This window comes from Paenibacillus sp. FSL R7-0189 (assembly GCF_037969925.1).
GTDB lineage: Bacteria > Bacillota > Bacilli > Paenibacillales > Paenibacillaceae > Paenibacillus_AQ > Paenibacillus_AQ odorifer.
The window spans coordinates 3,424,245-3,444,857 of record NZ_CP150223.1; the positions used below are offsets into that span (position 1 = coordinate 3,424,245).

Below are 20,613 nucleotides of genomic sequence, written 5' to 3' on the forward strand. Positions count from 1 at the left end.
TTATTCGAATACTGATATAAATGCGTTTGTCAGGAGGGAACTTGTTGAGACAAGCTAGTGATTACACAGAACCTGCTCTAAAAACAATATTTGCTGAGGATTTCAAAATTGGCGCAGCCGTTAACCCGTTGACGATACAATCACAGGAGCATTTGCTCGCCTATCATTTCAATAGCATTACCGCTGAAAATGAGATGAAGTTTGAAAGTCTGCATCCGCTTGAAGACATTTATAACTTTAAACTAGCAGATCAGTTGGTTGCCTTCGCCCGAAAACATCATATGGCTATGCGTGGGCATACTTTAGTCTGGCATAACCAGACTACGGACTGGTTGTTTGAGGATAAGAAGGGTGGGCCTGTAAGCAAAGAGGCATTGCTTGCACGGCTCAAATCACATATTCAGACCGTGGTTGGGCGTTACAAGGAAGATATCTATGCTTGGGATGTTGTAAATGAAGTTATTGCAGATGAAGGAGAAGAACTTCTTCGCCAGTCAAAGTGGCTGGATATTGTCGGACCGGAGTTTATCGGCAAAGCGTTTGAATTCGCTCATGAAGCCGATCCAAAGGCTTTGTTATTCTACAACGACTATAACGAGTCTAATCCCCTTAAGCGCGACAAAATCTATAAAATGGTGAAGTCGCTGCTGGAACAGGAAGTACCGATCCATGGCGTCGGATTACAAGCGCACTGGAATCTATACGATCCGGACTTAGATGAAATACGTGCTGCTATTGAGAAGTATGCATCTTTAGGGCTTCAGCTCCAATTGACAGAGCTGGATGTGTCCATGTTCCGTTTCGATGACAAACGAATGGATTTAAAGGTTGCACCTGCCGAACTGCTCGAGCTGCAGGCAGAGCGGTATGAAGCGATGTTTGCTCTGTTGAAAGAATACCGCGACGTGATTAGCTCAGTCACTTTCTGGGGAGCAGCGGATGACTATACATGGCTGGACGGCTTCCCTGTTCGGGGCCGGAAAAATTGGCCGTTTCTATTCGATGAGCAGCATAATCCTAAGCCAGCTTATCACCAATTGCTTAAAGCTGTCACCAAATCATAGAGCGGGTAATCTGCTCAAGCTTGCGAATCATGAACCCGTCCTTTTCAATCCAGGGCGGGTTATTTATACGGGAGGAATATACATGACAAATACCGCTTATGAGGCTTGGCTCAACTATGGCAAGCTGAAATCTGGATCTCTATACAATCAATATTTAAATTGGTGTGGTGAGTTGGTTGTAACGGAGGACAACGAGACGATTCAGGCAGCAGCCGCGGAATTCATACAGGGGATGACCTCTATGCTGGGCAAAGCGCCACTGCTCACAGCGCAACCAGAAGGACCGTGTATCGTTATAGGAACCTTCCAAGGGGGGAATCCGTTAATTGGTAGAGTATTCGGAGGAGAGCGAACCGATTCACTAGGTCCTGAAGGTTTCCTTATACGTACAAACGCTACTGAGCGATGTATCGCTATCGGTGCTTTAACGCCTGTTGGAATTTTGTATGGTGTATTCCATCTTTTACGGCTGATAGGAACAGAAAGCGAGATAGACTCTCTAGATTTATCTATGAATCCGGTGAACGGCCTGCGAATGATTAATCACTGGGATAATTTTGATGGCAGTATTGAACGTGGCTATGCTGGACGCTCCTTTTTTTACGAGTCCAATCAATTTCTTAACGATACAAAGCGGCTACGTGATTATGCCAGATTGATGTCCTCTGTGGGGATCAACGCAATTTCGATTAACAATGTGAATGTTCATGAGCTTGAATCTCTATTTATAACGGAGCAATATTTGCCTGATATCGCGTTGATTGCAGGAATATTCCGCGTATACGGAATTAAGCTATTCCTCAGTGCTAACTTCGCCAGCCCGATACAGATCGGAGCATTGGACACAGCTGATCCTCTGGACCCAGCGGTGCGGAAATGGTGGAAAGATAAGGCTAGTGAGGTTTATCGAGCGATACCTGATTTTGGCGGGTTTGTGGTCAAAGCGGATTCAGAAAATCGACCAGGACCATTCACTTACGGGCGTGACCATGCAGATGGCGCCAACATGCTGGGAGAAGCACTGGAGCCGTTTGGCGGAATCGTGATTTGGCGTTGTTTCGTATATAACTGCAAGCAGGATTGGCGTGACCGTAAGACAGATCGGGCCAGAGCGGCATATGATCATTTCAAACCATTGGATGGCCGATTTAATGATAATGTAGTGTTGCAAATCAAGAATGGACCGATGGATTTTCAAGTTAGAGAACCGGTATCTCCGCTGTTTGGCGCACTGGAACATACCTATCATCTGATGGAGTTTCAGATTGCTCAAGAATATACGGGGCAGCAGCGGCATCTCTGTTATCTTGTTCCACAGTGGAAAGAAGTCCTTGATTTCAATACTTATGCCAAAGGGAAAACTACGCTTGTGAAACATATTGTGGACGGATCGGTGTGGGGAAATAAGTATAATGGTGTGGCTGCTGTAACTAATGTTGGAGATGACATGAACTGGACGGGGCATGGGTTAGCTCAAGCTAATCTGTATGGATATGGAAGATTAATTTGGAATCCGGAGCTGACGGCAAAAGAAATAGCTGAGGAATGGATTCGGCTTACCTTTGGCACTGATGAAGGTCTAGTGGCTGCTATTCGCGGGATGTTGATGGACTCATGGAGGATTTACGAATCTTACACAGCTCCATTAGGTGTGGGTTGGATGGTTAATCCGGATCATCATTATGGGCCGAATGTGGATGGGTATGAATACGCCAAGTGGGGAACGTACCATTATGCGGATCATAAGGGCATTGGTGTGGATCGTTCAGTCAAATCGGGAACGGGTTATAGCGGACAGTATATGGGGCTTAATGCATCAAATTATGAGAATCTAGCGTCTTGTCCGGAAGAGCTGTTGCTGTTCTTTCATCATGTTCCATACACGTATGTTCTGCAATCGGGGCAAACTATTATTCAGCATATCTACGATACTCATTTTGAGGGGGCTGAGCAGGCTGCACAGCTTCTAGCGACATGGGAATCACTTGAAGGCAGCGTGGATAGTGGATTGTATATGCAAGTGAAGCAACGTCTTGAAGAGCAAGCAGAGCATGCGCAGGAATGGAGAGATCGGATCAATACGTATTTTTACCGCAAGAGCGGAATTGAGGATCTTAAAGGCAGAAAGATTTATTAGATTTCGAATCGAGGGATGATGATAGTGAGCCTCACGATTAGAGCGATTTTGGAAGATTTAATGGGAACTGTGGAACAGGTAGAAGGGACTGTGGATATTCTGAACCCAGGGGAACCGGAAACTGAAGTCACAGGGATTATTACGGCCTTCTCTGCCACACAAAATGTTGTGGAGCAAGCAATAGCGTTAGGAGCCAATTTGCTGATCACGCATGAAGGTGTATTTTATAGCCATCATGCGGCGAGCGAGTGGTTAGAAGGTGATCCGGTTTATCATGCGAAAAAAAGTCTGATCGAACATTCCCAAATTGCTATTTTTCGTTATCATGATTATTGGCATCGGCAAAAGCCGGATGGAATTATGGTGGGTTTACTGCGAGAACTAGATTGGTCCGCATACGTGGAAGAGCAGCAAGCAGCTGCTACGATTCTCACTATTCCTGCTATGACTGTACTGGAAGCTGCTCAATATATTAAAAGTAAGCTAGGGATCTCTTATGTACGCGCTGCCGGTGACCTGTCTCTTTCCTGCAAACGCGTAGGGATATTAGTAGGTTACAGAGGAGGCGGGACGATGGCTATTCCGCTTTTTAATGATCACAATCTTGATTTAATTATTGCTGGTGAGGGACCAGAGTGGGAGACTCCGGAATATGTGCGGGATGCAGGGCACCAAGGCAGATCTAAAGCGCTCATCATGTTAGGTCATGCGGAGAGTGAAGCGCCGGGAATGAAATATTTAGCTGAAATCTTAGCAGACAAATATCCCATGCTTCCTAACCGGTTCATTGCTGAACAACCCATCTATCAGATGGTTTAATCTGGGGAAATAAAGAGTACGGAATAAATAAACATATTATGGAGAAAATGAAGGGAAACAGGTCACTGAGAAAGGAGTGTTTCAATGGAAATTCCTTTGGAGGCTGATGAAGTATTAAGTCGGATCAAAAAGCTGCAAAGCGACGGAAGCTCGATCAGTAAAAAACAAGTAAAGCAGAGCGATCCTGAGCTTATGAGAAGTGCGCTGTTCTTTTTTCCAAGCTGGGAGCATGCATTGAAAAACGCCGATCTTTTGTAGCCATAGTATTGTAAGAGGAAGCTAAGTGGACAGGGGAATATCTCTGATTCTGCTTAGCTTTTTTCATATCTCCAGTGAAAAGGATGGCCTTTATATAGAAAGTACTGGTGTTTTAACCTCCGTTTGGCTTGGTTCAGAGCCATTTTCTTAAATAAAACGAGTAAACAAGAGCAAAAGAAAGAGAAAATGAAGAGTATGCTCAATATGAAATGAAAAGCATTGCTTTCAACATTATTTTGACCAGAGCCCTCCTTTACAAGCAAACCTTACAAGAGTATGATTCATCTCAGAACTGACAATTATCTTAAATTTACAATTACATAAGCAATCCGCTTAATTTCCGTTTCTGGAAAGCGGGGGAACCAACAACTGGCAGCCGATGTGAGAGTCGGCACTGGTTATGGGGTGAATCCTGTTCCGGGTGCATAACATGCATCCCTGCAGGTAGGGCAACTCTCACTGCCCGAATCCGACAGCTAACCTCGTAAGCGTATGGAGAGAGGATGAATGGCGTGTTTAGTGATGAATAGCCACAGAGAATCCCTCTGTGGTTTTTTGCTGCGTTTTTAAGCAGATATAGTCGTAGAATTTATTATGAAAGAGGTGTTACCTTTGCCTATCGCTAAACTGAACGGAACTTCGCTCTATTATGAAATCAATGGAACTGGCACTCCGGTTGTGTTTATCCATGGACATGGATTAACACACAGTATGTTCAAACCACAGCTGGAGTATTTTTCCGATAAATATAAAGTGATTTTGTGCGATTTACGGGGGAATGGTAAGTCTGGTAAACTGCTGGAAGCCCCACATGAGATTATTGAGACGCAATGTCTGGATTTGATTATGCTGTTGAATGACCTAGGTATCCGTGAAGCAGTTTTTGTAGGAATCGCCTATGGTGGCTTAGTCGTTCAGCATATTGCCAAACAATATCCTGAGCGTGTAAAAGCCATTGTGGTCGCAGACAGCTTCTGTAGGACTCATGGATCAACAATTGTAGGGAAAATACAAACTATGGCAGCATATTGCAGTTTGCTAATGTATTATCTCCCAAGCGAGCTGGTGTTGCCTTCGATTCGGATGATGTACCGAGAGCGCTGGAGTCTGGCCTACAATGAGATTAGAAGAGGGCTGCTGGACAAACGTCCCCGGGAGCTATATCGGCAAAGACTGGCTACAAGCCATGTTGATTACACCAGATGCTTAAAGGCTTTTAAACGTCCTGCTTTATGTATTGTAGGGGACTTTAATGAATTTGGAGTGAATTGTATGAAGGAAATGGTGTCCCAGCTGCCACATGCGCAGTTGGCGATTATTCCGAACGCATTAGATCCAAGTAATCTGTGCCAGCCGGAGCAATTCAATGCGATTCTTCAGCGTTTCTTGGAGAAGCAGCAGGGCAGTCAGCAGATTAGCTGATCTATAGGGAGACCTTTACAAGCGAAGCGTTTAAGTAGAAAAAGGCGTCCCATAGCCAGGGGGAATGAGCTGGCTATGGGACGTCTTTCTGGGTAGAACTTTAGGGAAATTCTCCCTAAAGTGAAGGTGATTATGGCTCCTAGAACGTGGATTAGGGAAATTCTCCCTAATAATAGGGTGTTTTTAGTCATAAATGGGTATTTGCATGAATTTTTAGGGAGGATTTCCCTAAAAACCTTATTTTAAAGCGATTATCGATGAATATTAGGGAGGATTTCCCTAATATAATGGATATCTAACTAAAGGCTGGCTCATCAGTAGTGAAATCTACGAATGAGCCAGCCTTTGGTATTTTACTAACCGGTGGATGTTGAACATTTACAAGCATATTGTACCTAGAACGCCACTTAATGTCCCTACCCTACCACAGCATCAAATATAGCTCACCCGACGTGGGAAAGAACAGTAGACTCTAGGTAGTGAAGGTAAGAGTATAGAAGGGGCGTAGTAAGCAGCTCACCCGACGTGGGAAAGAACAGTAGACTCTAAGTAGTGAAGGTAAGAGTATAGAAGGGGCGTAGTAAGCGGCTCACCCGACGTGGGAAAGAACAGTAGACCCTAAGTAGTGGATGTAAGTGTATAGAAGGGGCGTAGTAAGCAGCTCACCCGACGTGGGAAAGAACAGTAGACCCTAAGTAGTGGATGTAAGTGTATAGAAGGGGCGTAGTAAGCAGCTCATCCGACGTGGGAAAGAAACAGTAGACTCTAAGTAGTGATGGTAAGTGTATAGAAGGGGCGTAGTAAGCTGCTGACCCGACGTGGGAGAGAACGGTAGACCCTAAGTAGTGATTGTAAGTGTATAGAAGGAGGTGTAGTAAGCAGCGTATCTGCAGCTCCTGATCGAGACCAAAGGAAAGGAAGGTTTCGGTAATAGGGATTCAGCCTCCGGACATGAGTAGGAGAGAAGAAGAGCGGGGAGTGACATTGACAGACTATCGGACTCAAGCGCTCTTATTTGCAACATTTTCCTATTTTTGAGTTGCTATTGGACCCCATAGGCGTTATTTGTACAAAATAGACGCTATTGAGCACCATTTCTGCCCAATACCGCCTCTCAGGTCCGATGATCTCTCTAAACAGGGATAAATTAACGAATAGCGGCAGTTGAGTCCGAAAGATCAAGTAAGTGTACCGTATATTACCAAAAAAGCATCTATCACTCCTTAGAAGGAATGGCAGATGCCTTTTTTTGAATTTGTTTTAATGATTATACAATCGTAAAGCCAGCACTTGCATAACCAGTGACTGTATTTACAAGGGTGAGGCCTGTAGCAGTGGCTGAGAATACCATAAGCAGACGTGTCTGTGGTGTTACAGCAAAATTGATATCATTTGTAATTCCATTGACAAAAGTTCCTAGATTAATAGTACCTGTGATAGGTGGGAGCGCTACTAATGCCCCTGGAATAGCAGTAAATGTGTTATTTGGTGTGGCCGATTGGTACAACTGTGCTGTTACATTTATTGTAGTACCAAGCAGCGATAAAGCTATGGTATTACTGAAATAAGCAGCAAGGGATGTTATCACTCCTGCACGAGGAGTCGAGAATGCAAAGTTGATAAGCGGTCCAAGGAGAGTACCTGTTAAATCAATATTACCGCCAACAAGAGAAATGCCTGTGGCTGAACTTCCGAAGCCTACAAGGCTTGTTGTTCCAACCAAACCACCTAAAACCGTGGTCATAATAATAGGTCCTCCGGATGCCAGTGGAATAATTGCACCGTTACCGGTTGCACCAGTGACTCCGGTAATGCCAGTAGCTCCAACCGCGCCGGGATCACCCGTTGCACCCGTAGCTCCGGCAACGCCGACCGCACCGGGATCACCAGTCGCACCCGTTGCACCCGTAGCTCCGGCAACGCCGACCGCGCCGGGATCACCAGTCGCACCCGTTGCACCCGTAGCTCCGGCAACGCCGACCGCGCCGGGGTCGCCCGTCGCGCCCGTTGCACCAGCAGGGCCTGCCAAGCCTGCAGCGCCAGTCGAGCCAGTCGCTCCAGTTGCTCCTACGCCTGGACCCGCTGGTCCTTGCGCACCTGTTGGCCCTTGAATCCCCTGCACACCCTGTGGTCCTTGAGGTCCCATCGCGCCACCAGCGATTAACAAGTAATCTGGTGAACTCCCGGGTATTCCAGTAGGTCCAGAGACGGTAGCAATATAGGTGCTGCCATTGAAGGTTACTACTTGACCTGCTGGATAAGTAGGACTTTGTGCAGGATTAAAGATTACAATCCCTTGCAGCCCTACCCCTTGCGGCCCCTGAGGTCCTTGAAGTCCCGGTGTTCCTTGAGGTCCTTGAGGTCCTTGAGGTCCTTGGGGGCCTGTGGAGCCCCCAGCAATTAATAAATAATCTGGTGAACTTCCAGGTGTTCCCGTTGGTCCCGCAACAGTAGCTATATAGGTACTGCCATTGAAGGTTACTACTTGACCGGCAGGATAAGTAGGGCTTAATGCAGGATTAAAAGCAACAATTCCTTGCAGCCCTGCCCCTGTAGTTCCCGTTGCTCCCGGAACCCCCTGAGATCCTTGCGGCCCCTGAGGTCCCTGAGGTCCCTGTGGCCCTTGAGGTCCAGTCACACCTTTAATAGGTAATCCAATTGCTTGTGTAATAGAAGCCTGAATATGTCTGATCTGAATAATCAGCTGATCTTTGCAATTAGGGTCAATCTTCGTGGCGAGAATAAAAGATAATAACTCAGCTAATAGCAGTTGAAGATTAGTGCCAACGCTTACGACTGAGAAGGGACTGACTTCGGTCGATACAATGGTTATCTCTACTACAGAAAGTAGCTCAGTTCTAAAAGGGCTGCATAACTTAGAAGTATGCAAGAATTCCAATAGCTCTCTTAACACTCTTTGGAGATTGACAATATGAAGTGTTGTGGGATTCGTAAGTACGGGGGGTACCACTGCAGAGAGATCAGTGACTATTTTTAATAGTGCGTTACACTCCCTCTTTCTAATAGGACTGCTGATCCTTCCATGCTTGTTTAGGATAGCATCGCCTTTAAATGGTCTGTAATCAGGCATATTTCTATATCTCCTCCTTGAACTTCTCCTGTTCATTCCTTTAAAAAATGGGAACCTGCCCAATCAGCATATTCTGAGAAGCGGAAGTTGTTACAATAATTGCCCTGAAAGCCGTTATTCCTGAAAGTCGTTATTAATGAAGCAATACAAAAAAAAGGCAGGCCACCGCTAATTACGGTAGTCTACCTTTTTAATAGATACGTTAAGTAGTCTCTCCTTTAATAAGAGTTACGTCTACAGTAGTGTTGTTGATTAGCTCTCCGTCAGCACTTTCGATCATTTGCAGGAGAGTATTGGTCAGCATGACCCCGATCCGATCACTAGGTTGCATAATGGTAGTCAATTTAGGACTCTGAAGCATGCGGGTAAAGCTGTGGTAATCATAACCGATGATTTTCAGTTGCTCGGGCACTCGAATGCCTTGCTGTTCAGCATAAATGTATAAAGCATAAGCCACAATATCATTACTGCAAAATACTCCATCATATTCTCGAAGTTGGGCTGGAGAGATATTTTCGGTGACAAAGGACCAAAAATAATCAAAGGTAAGCTTATTGTGCGCACCTTCGATAATATCGTAGGTTACACCATGTTTCATACTAGTGATGACAAAAGCATCCCGACGACGATTCGCTAGAATATCCAGATCTAGCGGGCCGGAGATATGTAGCAACCGTTTACAGCCCAGCTGTATCAAATGTTCGGTAGCTAGCTCACCACCGCGGTAATTATCCGATCCCACACAAGGAATGTTGGAGGAAATAAAACGGTCAAAAGAGACAATAGGGAAAGGGACCTTTTTATAGCTTTCAATATTCATGGTGTGGCTGCACATGATAATGCCATCTACTTGATTCTGGCGAAGCATGCTAATATAGTTGGCTTCTTTCTCAGGATCGTCAAGAGAATTGCATATTAGCAATTTATAGTTTTTTTCATTAGCACTCATTTCAACATACTTGATGAGATCGGAAAAGAAAGGGTGGTTCGAATCTGGAACAATAATCCCAATAAAAAAGGATTGATTCTTCTGTAAGGCTCTGGCGATTTGATTAGGATGATAATCTAAGGCGTCCATCGCTTGTTCAACTTTTTTACGCGTCTCTTTGCTGATATATCCCCGGTTGTTCATTACTCTGGACACGGTAGCTACAGCAACGCCCGCTTCCTTGGCAACATCTTTAATACTTGCCATACCCTCATCCCCGTTTCATAAAATGCTCTAATCTATATTCTACAACGTTTCTTGGATTGTTGACACTAATCAAGACTAACAATTGTAAAAGCATAGATTGTTTTTGATAGTTATAATAGGTATGTTATACGTTACCACAAAATATTCAGGTATAATATTAAATATCAATAATTTTGTCTATATTATATGAATATAATTATATGAAAACGTTTGACATATTATTTGCGCATCTATAAAATTGGTTTTGAATAAACGTTCATCTAGGGAGGAACAGGATTCTTAGGAGAACGCTTTCATTAAATTACATTAGTTTGATGATTTCTCTGACTTATGAAGCAAGAGTGTATAAATTGAAATAGAAGGAGAACTCCAATATGCAGATTAAAAATGAAGCTATGCTTATCACTTACGCAGATAGCATGGGAAACAATTTAAAAGAACTAAACGAAGTACTGGATACACACTTGCAAGGAGTCGTGGGTGGGGTTCATTTATTGCCGTTTTACCCCTCTTCGGGCGACCGGGGATTTGCCCCGATGGATTACACCAAGGTTGACTCAGCTTTTGGCGACTGGGCGGAAATTGAACAGATGAGTCAGAAGTTCTACATGATGTATGATTTCATGATCAATCACATTTCACAGCAGTTTCCATACTTTCAAGATTTCCTTGAGAAGAAGGATGAATCGGAATATAAGGATTTATTCATTCGTTACAAGGATTTCTGGCCTAACGGTGAACCAACTGAGGTTGATGTGGATTTAATTTATAAACGTAAACCGCGGGCGCCATACGTAGAGGTTACTTTTAAAGATGGGACGAAGGAAAAGGTTTGGTGTACGTTTGATGAGCAGCAGATTGATCTGGACGTGACTACGGAAACTACGAAGAAATTCGTAAAAGACAATCTGACCTTTCTTGCTGATAAAGGAGCATCGATTATCCGGCTGGACGCTTTTGCCTATGCCAACAAAAAGATCGGTACCAACTGCTTTTTCGTAGAACCGGATATTTGGGAAATGTTGAATTTGTCTAAAGAAGTAGTAGAACCTTATGGCGTAACTGTTCTTCCGGAAATCCATGAGCATTACAGCATTCAATTGAAGATTGCAGACAAGGATTATTATGTCTATGATTTTGCCCTGCCAATGTTGGTATTACATGCTCTGTATAGTGGAAAAGTAAATCGGCTTGCGCATTGGCTGGAAATCTGTCCGAGAAAACAATTCACTACCCTGGATACGCATGACGGCATCGGCGTAGTGGATGTTAAGGACCTGATGACCGACGAAGAAGCTGAAATGACCAGAGAAAGCCTATATAGCCAAGGAGCGAATGTTAAGAAAAAATATAGCTCCGCCGCTTATAATAATCTGGATATTTATCAAATTAACTGCACTTATTATTCTGCACTTGGCAATGATGATCAGGCATATCTTTTGGCCAGAGCTATTCAGTGCTTCGCCCCTGGTATTCCACAGATTTATTATGTAGGTCTATTCGCTGGTGAGAATGATATTGAGCTGCTCGAAAGCACAAAAGAAGGACGCAATATTAACCGCCATTATTATTCTAAAGATGAAATTGCTGCTGAGGTACAACGTCCTGTTGTTCAAAAGCTGTTCGCATTGTTAAAATTCAGAAATAGCTGTCCAGCTTTTGATGGTGAGATCAAGATTGAACAAGGTAGTGAGAATGAGCTGAACATCACTTGGAAAAATGAGAACAGTGTGGCGAAGCTTGAAGCGAATCTGTTGACCAAAGAATACACCATTCTTGCAGGTGAGAATGAAGCGAATATTGCGAAGGTATTTTAATATTTCATATGATATCGATGGGTGTTCCAAAGGCCAATGTAATGGCTGCTGGAGCACCCTTCTTTTTGGGGGATAGGTGATTCATGTTATGAACTGTTTTTGGTCCGTCTGAATTCTATTGGTGTAAGGCTGAAGTTGCGTTTGAACATCCGGTGGAGATAAGAACTGCTGGTGAAGCCAGTTACTTCAGCAATATCCGATACCGACAAATCACTCTCTACAAGCAGGCGGCAAACTTCCTTCATCCGTACCTCCATGATGACATCCACAATAGTGGTTAGGGTCTGCTGCTTATAAAGTCTGCTGACATAAATCGGAGACATATTAAGTTCATCCGCGATTTGGTTCAGACTTAGGCAAGGGTCCATGTAAGATTGCTGAATGGTTTGGTTGATTTGCCGGATTAGATCGCTTTGCTTGGAGCTGCGCTTATCCGCTTGGAATTCCTGAATATGATCGAAAAGCTGGTAAAAAGCCGCTTCAAATTCTTCTATCGTTTCATAATGTTCAAGCGAAGGCATCACCATCATCCCTTCGGTGGAGGTAGGACTAAGCTTCTTGATGTTATCGACGATTCGTTTAATCGTTAGCGTCACCCTTGAAACAGTAAGTTCCAGCACATGATAGGGATATTGCTCCATTTCACGTACCATTTCGGAGAAGTGACTGCGGGCTTCGTCTGTTCTGCCACTTGTGAGCGCATCGACCAGCTTTTTCTCGCTGTCAGCCGGATAGGAGTAAAGATTGTTCTGAAGCTCGCTAATGCGCTCAGCATTGATCAAGCTGCCATGACCATAAAACAGTCTATGTTTGGAAGCTTCTCTGGCCTGACTGTACAGCCGGTTTAGTACATCTGGATTATCACTGATGGGGCTGTACACTAACGACAGTCCGATTTTTAGATAATCACAGCAGGCCACGCGGATCTGCCGCAGCAGCACTTCAATCAGCTCGGTATCCAGATGTTCAGTGGAGGTCATGCTGCTAAGCAACATGACCACGCTATCGTCATTCATATCTACAGTTTCCACCTGATAAGTCTGTCCACAGATCTCTGAGGCAATATTCATGATGGCAAACTTGTACGGAAGGAGATAAGAGCCTCGTTCCTTTCGCAGAGCTTCGTACTCATCAATGCGTAGTAATACTAGCCGGTAGCCCTCGTTTAAATTAAAAGAAATACCCAGCTGTTGAACATCATTTTGCCGGCTGTTATGAGGAGATTTAATACCAAGCACCAGATTGCGTAATGAATTCTGCCTGATCGTGAACATGCTGTTGCGTTTATCTGCCTCAAGGGTGTTCATTCGGCTTACGATCGAATCAATCGGCAGATAAAGCCGTTTGGACAGTACTCTAGAAATAACAAGACCGAACAATAGAATAATTATAGAAATCAGAAGTGTAGTATTGCGGATATGATTGGTCTGTTCAGTAATCACCTCATAAGGAGTAATGCGCACATATTGCCAGCCAAGCGAATCGGGCGAAGTATAGGACACCAGTGATTTATTCCCTCTAAAAGGGGCAGTAAAATAGCCGGCAGAGCGTGCTTTTACTTGATGCTCCAGCCAACTGTTTTCATCCCCGGAGAGCTTCTCCAGTGTCAGCTTATTCCCCGACAGAAAACGGCCTTGGTCATCTAAAATGTAGGTACTGCCACTACCGGGTGTATTGCCGTTAGCCAGTTCTTTATTGATCCAAGCCGCGGATATGTTAACAATAACCGCAGAGTTAATAGAGCGGTCCCAATTGATGGCATCATAGCAGAGGTAAGTATAGACTGAGATGGTTTTCTTCTCAGGTTCATTTATGGAATAGGTTCGCGGAATCGGCGTGAATGTTTTGTAATCCTGATAATGATTCAGCATCTGAATAATTTCAGTGTCCACCAGTTCGCGGGTGGTGAATACGCCATTCTGGCCCTGTGCTGCCGAAATATAAACCGTGTCATTATTCGGATTATATACATAGATGGATTCAATATAGGGCATGGAATTTAAGTAGTTTCCGAGATCGGACATCGCTGCGGTTACCTCATAAATAGAAGGCTTGTTGTAGAACAACAGATGAGAAATCGTGCTGGTTCGATACAGTTGAAATGAAAGCGTTTGCGCGACTTCAGCCATGTTGACTACTTTTTTGCCGGTCTGGGTCAGGTCCCTTAGATCGGAGCGGAAGGTTTGCGTCTTCTCGACACCGATGTAGTACGTATAGTAAACAAAAGTAGAGATAAGAAGGGTTAACGATATGCACAGGGTTATGGTAGTGAGCAGCTTGCCATACAGTAGTCTTTTTCTCCGTAGATCATTATTCTTCATACCGTCCCCCCTGATCATCATATGACTTACTCGGACAAGACTCTGGATGAATTCATATTATGAAGTTCCTTTATTATAAGTCCCCAAGAGTGAACGGAACAGTGGAGCAACCTTATAATCCTGCATTTTTCCAATCTGAAGGGAGTGAACAAATTAAATATTCATGTACAAAACAGCCTTTTCTACAAGGATTATACGGGGTTAGCGAAGCTTGAGAAGCTCTGTGGGTCTCCGAAGACTTTTACATAAACATCCTGATTGTTCAGTTCCTGTTTCGCCAGTTTGTGCAGTAAGGCTTGTAAGCTTCACTTCTGTGTTCAGAAGAATCCCCCTATAGTGGAATTATGCAGTTTCTATATTAAGGGGAGTGAGAGATCTTGAGCCAAACCTCATCCAAAGGAATTTCAAACGTCGAACTTGGCATCCAGGCTGATGGTAGAGCACGCTTACGAACGACAAGAAAGAAGAAAGGATTGTTGTATGAGCTGGTGCACAATCGGGTAATGTTTCTGATGCTGCTGCCCACCTTGGTCTTTTTTCTGGTGAATTCCTATTTTCCAATGGTAGGCATTTATTATGCGTTCACTCAATTCGACTTCAACAGCAGTATGTTCAATTCCAAGTTTGTCGGGTTGCAGAATTTCGAGTTCCTCTGGAGATCCGGTACGCTGGTGAAGCTCACGATGAACACGATAGGATACAATATTGCTTTTATTGTACTAGGGAATGTGCTGGCAATTGTCTGTGCGATCCTGCTGAGTGAGCTCAATGGAAAATGGTTTAAAAAGATTAGCCAATCGGTAATGTTTCTGCCTTACTTTGTATCCTTTGTAATTCTCAGTGTAATTGTCTACAACTTGTTTAATTATGACAGCGGTTTCTTGAATACAATACTTACCCAATTTGGCCTTGATCCGGTCGACGTTTACAGTAAACCTTGGGCATGGATCTTTCTGATCATTATCTTTTATCTATGGAAAAATCTTGGCTACAGCATGGTGATTTATCTGGCGGCGATTACGGGGATTAGTGACGAATATTATGAAGCGGCCAAAATTGATGGCGCTAATATTTTCCAGCGGATTTGGTATATAACGGTGCCGATGCTCAAATCAACCTTTGTGGTGCTGCTGCTCTTTGCGCTCGGCAGTATTATGAAGGGCCAGTTCGATCTTTTCTATCAATTAATAGGCAATAACGGGCTGCTCTACAATACGACGGATATCCTTGATACCTATGTATACCGTTCGCTTAAAGTAACCTTTGATGTGGGCATGGCAACGGCTGCCGGGGTTTATCAATCCTTGTTCGGCTTCGTCCTCATTATGACGGTCAACTATATTATCCGCAAAATAAACGATGACTACGCCCTGTTCTAGGAGGATAAGGAATGAAAATTCAAAAGGATAAATATACGCGAATGCTTCATTGGATTGCCTATGTGGTCATTATTGGCCTGTCGATCGCTTGCCTGCTGCCCTTTTTGCTAATTATCTCTGCGTCTTTGACCAGCAATGAGTCCATTATCCGCGATGGCTATCATCTGATTCCGGCACAGTTCTCACTGGAGGGCTACAAGACGGTATTCATCTTCCCGGATGAGGTGCTGCGGGCATATGCGGTCACAGTCAGCACAACTGCGATTGGAACGGTAATGGGACTTTTTTTCATGACTATGGCGGGTTATGTGTTGGCGCGTAAAGATTTCAAATATCGAAATAGCTTTTCCTTCTATATATACTTTACGACTTTGTTTGGGGGAGGACTTGTCCCGTGGTACATCATGATTACGAAATACCTCGGTCTGCTGGATTCCTATGCGGTACTGGTGCTTCCAGGTCTGATGACGCCATTTTTGATCATTTTAATGAAAAACTTCATCAAATCTGCAGTTCCTGAGGAATTATTCGATTCTGGCAAAATAGACGGGGCCGGTGATTTCCGTATTTACTGGCAGATTGTACTCAAGCTTTCCATGCCGGGCATCGCTACAGTCGGTTTGTTTCTGGCTTTGTATTACTGGAATGACTGGTTCACCTCTTCCCTGTTCATCAATGATACGCATAAATATCAGCTGCAGTTCTATCTGTACAATGTTATTAATTCAGCACAGTTTATCGCACAGATGGGGGCGGGAACCGGGGTGTCACTGGCTACGGAGGTCCCTGCTGAGTCTACCAAAATGGCGATGGCAATTGTCGTGACGGGACCTATTCTTTTTCTGTACCCGTTCGTTCAGCGTTATTTTGTCAAAGGCCTAACCATCGGCGCTGTGAAAGGTTAGAACCGCAACCTGCCCACTACCGGGTTAAGGTACAGTCGGCTAACATAGAAGCATAGTGAAAAGGGAGGATTCAGATGAATAAACAACGGGGCAAACGCATGTCTATTCTGCTTACGTCAGTATTGGGCTTGACGCTGCTGGCAGGCTGCGGGGGGAATTCTAATTCTGCAAACGGAGACAATTCGGCGGTAAAAGAGAGCAATAGCGGAGGAAACACAGCACAAAGTACGAACGCAGTTACTGAGGAGAAGACCGGACTGGACACTTCCAAAAAGGTAGAGCTGCAATTCTATATGCTAGGCGATGCGCCGAAGGATCTCTCAAGCATTGAAGCCGAAATTAACAAAATGGCTGAAGAGGATCTGAATGCAACCGTTAAATTCAATTATACAACCTGGACAGATTGGGATCAGAAATATAAGCTGCTGCTGTCGTCGGGCCAATCGATCGATTTGATCTTCACCGCGGACTGGACACAATATCAGGCTTATGCGAAAAAGGGAGCTTTTTTGGCTATAGATGATCTGCTGCCAAAAGCTGCCCCAGAACTCCAGCAATTCGTACCACAGGAAATGTGGGATGCCGTGAAGATTGATGGCAAGATTTACACCGTTCCTGCGACTTATAAGGAGTATGTAACGAATGGCTTCGTATGGCGTGAGGATCTGCGCAAGAAATACAATCTGCCTCAGCCGACAGATCTGGCTAGCTATGAAGCATACATGGAAGGAATCAAGAAAAATGAACCGCAGATGTCGCCGGCTTCTTTTAACAGTGATGTAAGAGGTAACATTCATGATGTATATTCAACACTTACCGCACAGGTCGGCAGTCCGCTGCCTTACGGTATTGGTATTAAGTACGATGATCCTTCAAAAGCTTATCTCTATTGGGGCTCGGAGGAACATAAAGAAGAGCTGCTGACGATGAGACGCTGGCAGGAAAACGGATTGATTTCCAAAAACGTCCTGAACTTGAAGGATACCATCCAGGCACCGATTATCGCGGGCAAGGCAGCAAGCATCTTCGGAGATAATCCGACTCGCTTCAACGATACGTTGATGAAGGTGAAAGCAGCACATCCGGATTGGGATCTAGGTTACTATCCTTATGGCAATACCATTGGTTATGCAACACCAGTTCATCCTATTCATAATGGTTTCGCCATTCCGAAGAGCAGCAAGAACCCTGAACGTGCGCTGGCCTTCTATGAAAAAATGGTCATGGATAAACGTTATAATCAGCTGACGCAATACGGTGTGGAAGGAAAGAACTATAAGATTGATGCGAACGGCTATTATGAACTTATTGGAGATGCTTCAACGAACGGTTTTACACGCGAGGGAATGAACGGCTGGGCATGGCGGAATCCGGAGTTCATGTTGTTTGATAAATCCTATGACGGCGTGAAGGAAATCTTCGCTGAGCTCGACAAAATTCAGAAGCCGGATATTTTCACGGGTTTTGCTGAGGATTATACCTCCTATCAGGCGGAAAAAGCAGCACTAGAGCAGGTGGAAAAGCAATACCTGTATCCATTGCAAGCTGGATTAGTAGAGGATGTTGATGCGGGTTTAGCCACCTTTATGGAAAAGGCTAAGCAAGCAGGCCTTGAGAAAATCCAGACCGAATATATCAAGCAATGGGACGCTTATGTGCAGGAGAAGGGTTTGAAATAATAAAAGTAGCAAGGGATGTTCCCTAAGCCAAATGGGGAGCATCCCTTTTTTTGTGTTTTTTAGAGTCTTCAGGATCTACGAAAAGCGTTGGCGGAATTCCCGCGGAGTGGTCCCTTCTATTCGAATAAAGCTGGAGCTGAAGTAAGGGGCCTGATTGAAGCCGACTTCCTCGGCTATACGGGCAATCGTGTAGCTGGTCTGCATCAGCAAAAGTTTACTTTGCTGAATTCGATAATGCAGCAGATATTCCATCGGCGCACAGCCGTATTCCTTCTTCATGCAACGAGCGATATATACAGGGTGAAAGCTTAGGCTTTCCCCTAGCTGCTGCGCAGTGATGTGCTCACGAAAATGGCTGCGTAAATAGGAGGCCGCTTGCTCTGCACATGTTTTGGAGGGCGATGGGCGCTCATGGCTGAGGGAGGCGGATAACTGCTGAATAACCTCCTGAAATAACAGCTGCTGCTGAAATGGAGTATCGCTTAAATGGGAATTAGGCACAAGCTGATTCAGCTGTGAGAGCAGCTCTTCTATCTTGGACGGCTGCAGCAGAGTCGTATACTGAGGCAGGCGTAAGCTAAACGGTCGGATATCAAATTCGTCAGATTGCAGGGAGTTCTCTATTTTGACGTTGTCCCTCTCAAGCGCAGCAGCCGTATCCTCGGTCATATTCCATTCACCCACCGTTTGAAAATGCAACCAATAATAAGAGGTGGATTCCTTGCAGCTGTCCGTACTGAAATGATGGCTGTCTGGACGAAGCAAGAGCGCCTGACCCGCTTTTACTTGAAAAGGGAGGCCGCCTTCACTCATATATAAACAGCCTTGTTTAACTACAAGCAAATCGAACACCCGGGTATTATGGCGGCTCATATGATAATGGCCGGGGGAGAAAGTATGGAATCCGCTTACAATGTAGTACAGCAACGGAGGAACGGTGAAGTTCAAGATGTTCATGTCAGAAGCTCCTTTTAGTGAGGTTGGAATAATGTAATAATTGGTTTGAAATCTGTACCATCATCCAAAGTATATCATCTATAATTTAGTCTGACCTAATGAATAAAGATGTTATTTTTTAGGCTAAGTCTGTAGGCATGGTTTACGAGGAGGGTTTGTATAGTGAAAAAAGAAAGACAGGGTTTTGGACTCTGGGTATTGGCTTGGCCTATATTTATAGAGGTATTTCTACAGACTCTGCTGGGTACGGTAGATACATTAATGGTCAGCCGTATCTCTGATGATGCAGTCGCCGTAGTCGGCATTTCCAATCAATTGTTCGGTGCATTGACCACGCTTTTTACAACATTTGCGGGTGGAGCGGGGATTCTGATCGCACAGAGAATGGGCTCCAAACGTTTTGGTGAAGCACGCACGATTGCTATTATGGGAGTATCGGTTAGCCTCGTGTTGGGGATTGTCGTGAGTATTGTGTTGTTTTTCTATGCGGGCCCTATTGGTGGGGTTCTAAATATAGCACCTGAGCTATTGTCACTTTCCAATGTCTATATCTCCTACGTCGGCGGTGGACTTTTTATGGTCGGGATGATCGCTTCCCTCGGTACCGCTATCCGTAACACAGGGAATACCAAAGGACCGATGTACACAGGGATTATAATCAATGTCATCCATATTATTCTGAACTATATTTTTATATTTGGTGTATTCGGTCTGCCACAGCTAGGCCTTGCGGGCATCGCGATCTCCAGTATTATCAGTAGACTGGTCGGAGTGATTATTCTCTACTCCTTATTCCGGCGTTCTTTCGAGATCAAGGTCAGACTTAGAGATTTCCGCATATTCAATGGCAAGCTGTTCAAGCAAATTTTGAAGATTGCCTGGCCTCTCGGGATCAATTCTTCCTGTTGGGTATTCTCCCAGCTTATTGTATATTCCTTTCTGGCTGCACTTGGAGCCGAAGCGTTAGCAGCACGCACGTATCTTAATACCTTGGAGTCCTTTTGCTTCACACTTGGTTATGCTTTTGCGCTGGCGGGGCAGATACAGATTGCTCATTTATTTGGAGCAGGCAAATTGAAAGAAGCTTATCGCAGTGCGTATCGTACACTCTTTATTGGTTTGAGCATTGTGTCAGCTAACATGCTGTTACTATTCCTGTTCGGAAAAAAGCTGCTCGGTTATTTCACATCTGATCCGAAGATTATTGCGATCGGGGTTTCTTTGTTAGCTCTAAATCTATTGCTCCAGCCCTCCAAAATGCTGAATATGGCCCTCGGCAACGCGCTGAACGCTATCGGGGATACGCGTTATACGATGTATACTTCCATCGTGTCTATGTCCCTCATTGGCGTGGGCTGCTCCTATTGGTTAGGAATCAGCGTCGGCTGGGGACTTATGGGTATCTATTGTTGTATGATAGCCGACGAATTGGTGAGAGGCTTGCTTGTTCTGGCGCGCTGGAGGGGGCGAAAGGTTCTCCGCCAAGCGGATATCGGCTTGAGTGAAGAGAATGCTTCACTACATGGAGCCGGGAAAAGAAGCACCTCGTTAACCACATAAGCGGGACTC

The 20,613-nt window shown here is 44.6% G+C and carries 14 protein-coding genes and 1 riboswitch; of the genes, 10 read left to right on the plus strand and 4 right to left on the minus strand.

Translation table 11 applies throughout. The features are described from left to right. Positions 1–44 precede the first annotated feature (44 nt). From MKY63_RS14935 to MKY63_RS14955, 5 genes are all read left to right on the plus strand, one after another. A complete protein-coding gene (locus MKY63_RS14935) occupies positions 45–1,064 on the plus strand; it encodes an endo-1,4-beta-xylanase (protein ID WP_256717804.1) in 1,020 nt (339 codons plus the stop codon). Between the two features lie 82 nt (positions 1,065–1,146). Continuing rightward, positions 1,147–3,201: an alpha-glucuronidase family glycosyl hydrolase gene (locus MKY63_RS14940; protein ID WP_076098801.1), complete on the plus strand. Its 2,055-nt coding sequence runs from the start codon at positions 1,147–1,149 to the stop codon at positions 3,199–3,201. Positions 3,202–3,261: 60 nt separating this feature from the next. Continuing rightward, a complete protein-coding gene (locus tag MKY63_RS14945; RefSeq protein WP_256717807.1) occupies positions 3,262–4,020 on the plus strand; it encodes a Nif3-like dinuclear metal center hexameric protein in 759 nt (252 codons plus the stop codon). 84 nt (positions 4,021–4,104) lie between these two features. Then, on the plus strand, positions 4,105–4,278 hold the full coding sequence (locus tag MKY63_RS14950; protein WP_169744809.1) for a hypothetical protein: 174 nt from the start codon (positions 4,105–4,107) through the stop codon (positions 4,276–4,278). Between the two features lie 320 nt (positions 4,279–4,598). Next, positions 4,599–4,785, plus strand: a riboswitch (cyclic di-AMP (ydaO/yuaA leader). Between the two features lie 105 nt (positions 4,786–4,890). After that, positions 4,891–5,700: an alpha/beta hydrolase gene (locus tag MKY63_RS14955; protein ID WP_036685387.1), complete on the plus strand. Its 810-nt coding sequence runs from the start codon at positions 4,891–4,893 to the stop codon at positions 5,698–5,700. A gap of 1,267 nt (positions 5,701–6,967) precedes the next feature. On the opposite strand, the gene MKY63_RS14960 is transcribed toward MKY63_RS14955, so the two are convergent. Further along, complete coding sequence (locus tag MKY63_RS14960; protein ID WP_081382395.1) at positions 6,968–8,791, minus strand: exosporium glycoprotein BclB-related protein; 1,824 nt, start codon at positions 8,789–8,791, stop codon at positions 6,968–6,970. A 202-nt stretch (positions 8,792–8,993) separates the two neighbouring features. Next, positions 8,994–9,986: a LacI family DNA-binding transcriptional regulator gene (locus tag MKY63_RS14965; RefSeq protein ID WP_036685385.1), complete on the minus strand. Its 993-nt coding sequence runs from the start codon at positions 9,984–9,986 to the stop codon at positions 8,994–8,996. Positions 9,987–10,360: 374 nt separating this feature from the next. Here MKY63_RS14965 and gtfA point away from each other — a divergent pair, with 374 nt between their 5' ends. Further along, positions 10,361–11,803, plus strand: coding sequence for a sucrose phosphorylase (gtfA, locus tag MKY63_RS14970; RefSeq protein ID WP_076098799.1), 1,443 nt, complete (start codon positions 10,361–10,363; stop codon positions 11,801–11,803). A gap of 86 nt (positions 11,804–11,889) precedes the next feature. Here gtfA and MKY63_RS14975 read toward each other — a convergent pair whose 3' ends face one another. Beyond that, positions 11,890–14,124 carry an AraC family transcriptional regulator gene (locus MKY63_RS14975; protein ID WP_076098798.1) on the minus strand — a complete coding sequence of 745 codons (2,235 nt, stop codon included), beginning with the start codon at positions 14,122–14,124 and terminating at the stop codon, positions 11,890–11,892. Positions 14,125–14,627: 503 nt separating this feature from the next. On the opposite strand from MKY63_RS14975, the gene MKY63_RS14980 reads away from it, so the two are divergent. From MKY63_RS14980 to MKY63_RS14990, 3 genes are all read left to right on the plus strand, one after another. Then, entirely contained in the window at positions 14,628–15,503 is an 876-nt protein-coding gene (locus MKY63_RS14980; protein ID WP_141118552.1) for an ABC transporter permease subunit, read from the plus strand. Between the two features lie 11 nt (positions 15,504–15,514). Beyond that, a complete protein-coding gene (locus MKY63_RS14985) occupies positions 15,515–16,408 on the plus strand; it encodes a carbohydrate ABC transporter permease (protein ID WP_036685379.1) in 894 nt (297 codons plus the stop codon). Between the two features lie 68 nt (positions 16,409–16,476). After that, positions 16,477–18,087 (plus strand): extracellular solute-binding protein, encoded by a 1,611-nt coding sequence (locus MKY63_RS14990; protein ID WP_143758575.1) that lies wholly within the window; start codon positions 16,477–16,479, stop codon positions 18,085–18,087. A 75-nt stretch (positions 18,088–18,162) separates the two neighbouring features. Here MKY63_RS14990 and MKY63_RS14995 read toward each other — a convergent pair whose 3' ends face one another. Continuing rightward, complete coding sequence (locus MKY63_RS14995; RefSeq protein WP_076213683.1) at positions 18,163–19,044, minus strand: AraC family transcriptional regulator; 882 nt, start codon at positions 19,042–19,044, stop codon at positions 18,163–18,165. Positions 19,045–19,203: 159 nt separating this feature from the next. Here MKY63_RS14995 and MKY63_RS15000 point away from each other — a divergent pair, with 159 nt between their 5' ends. Next, positions 19,204–20,604, plus strand: coding sequence for an MATE family efflux transporter (locus MKY63_RS15000; protein WP_076098795.1), 1,401 nt, complete (start codon positions 19,204–19,206; stop codon positions 20,602–20,604). Positions 20,605–20,613: the final 9 nt, after the last annotated feature.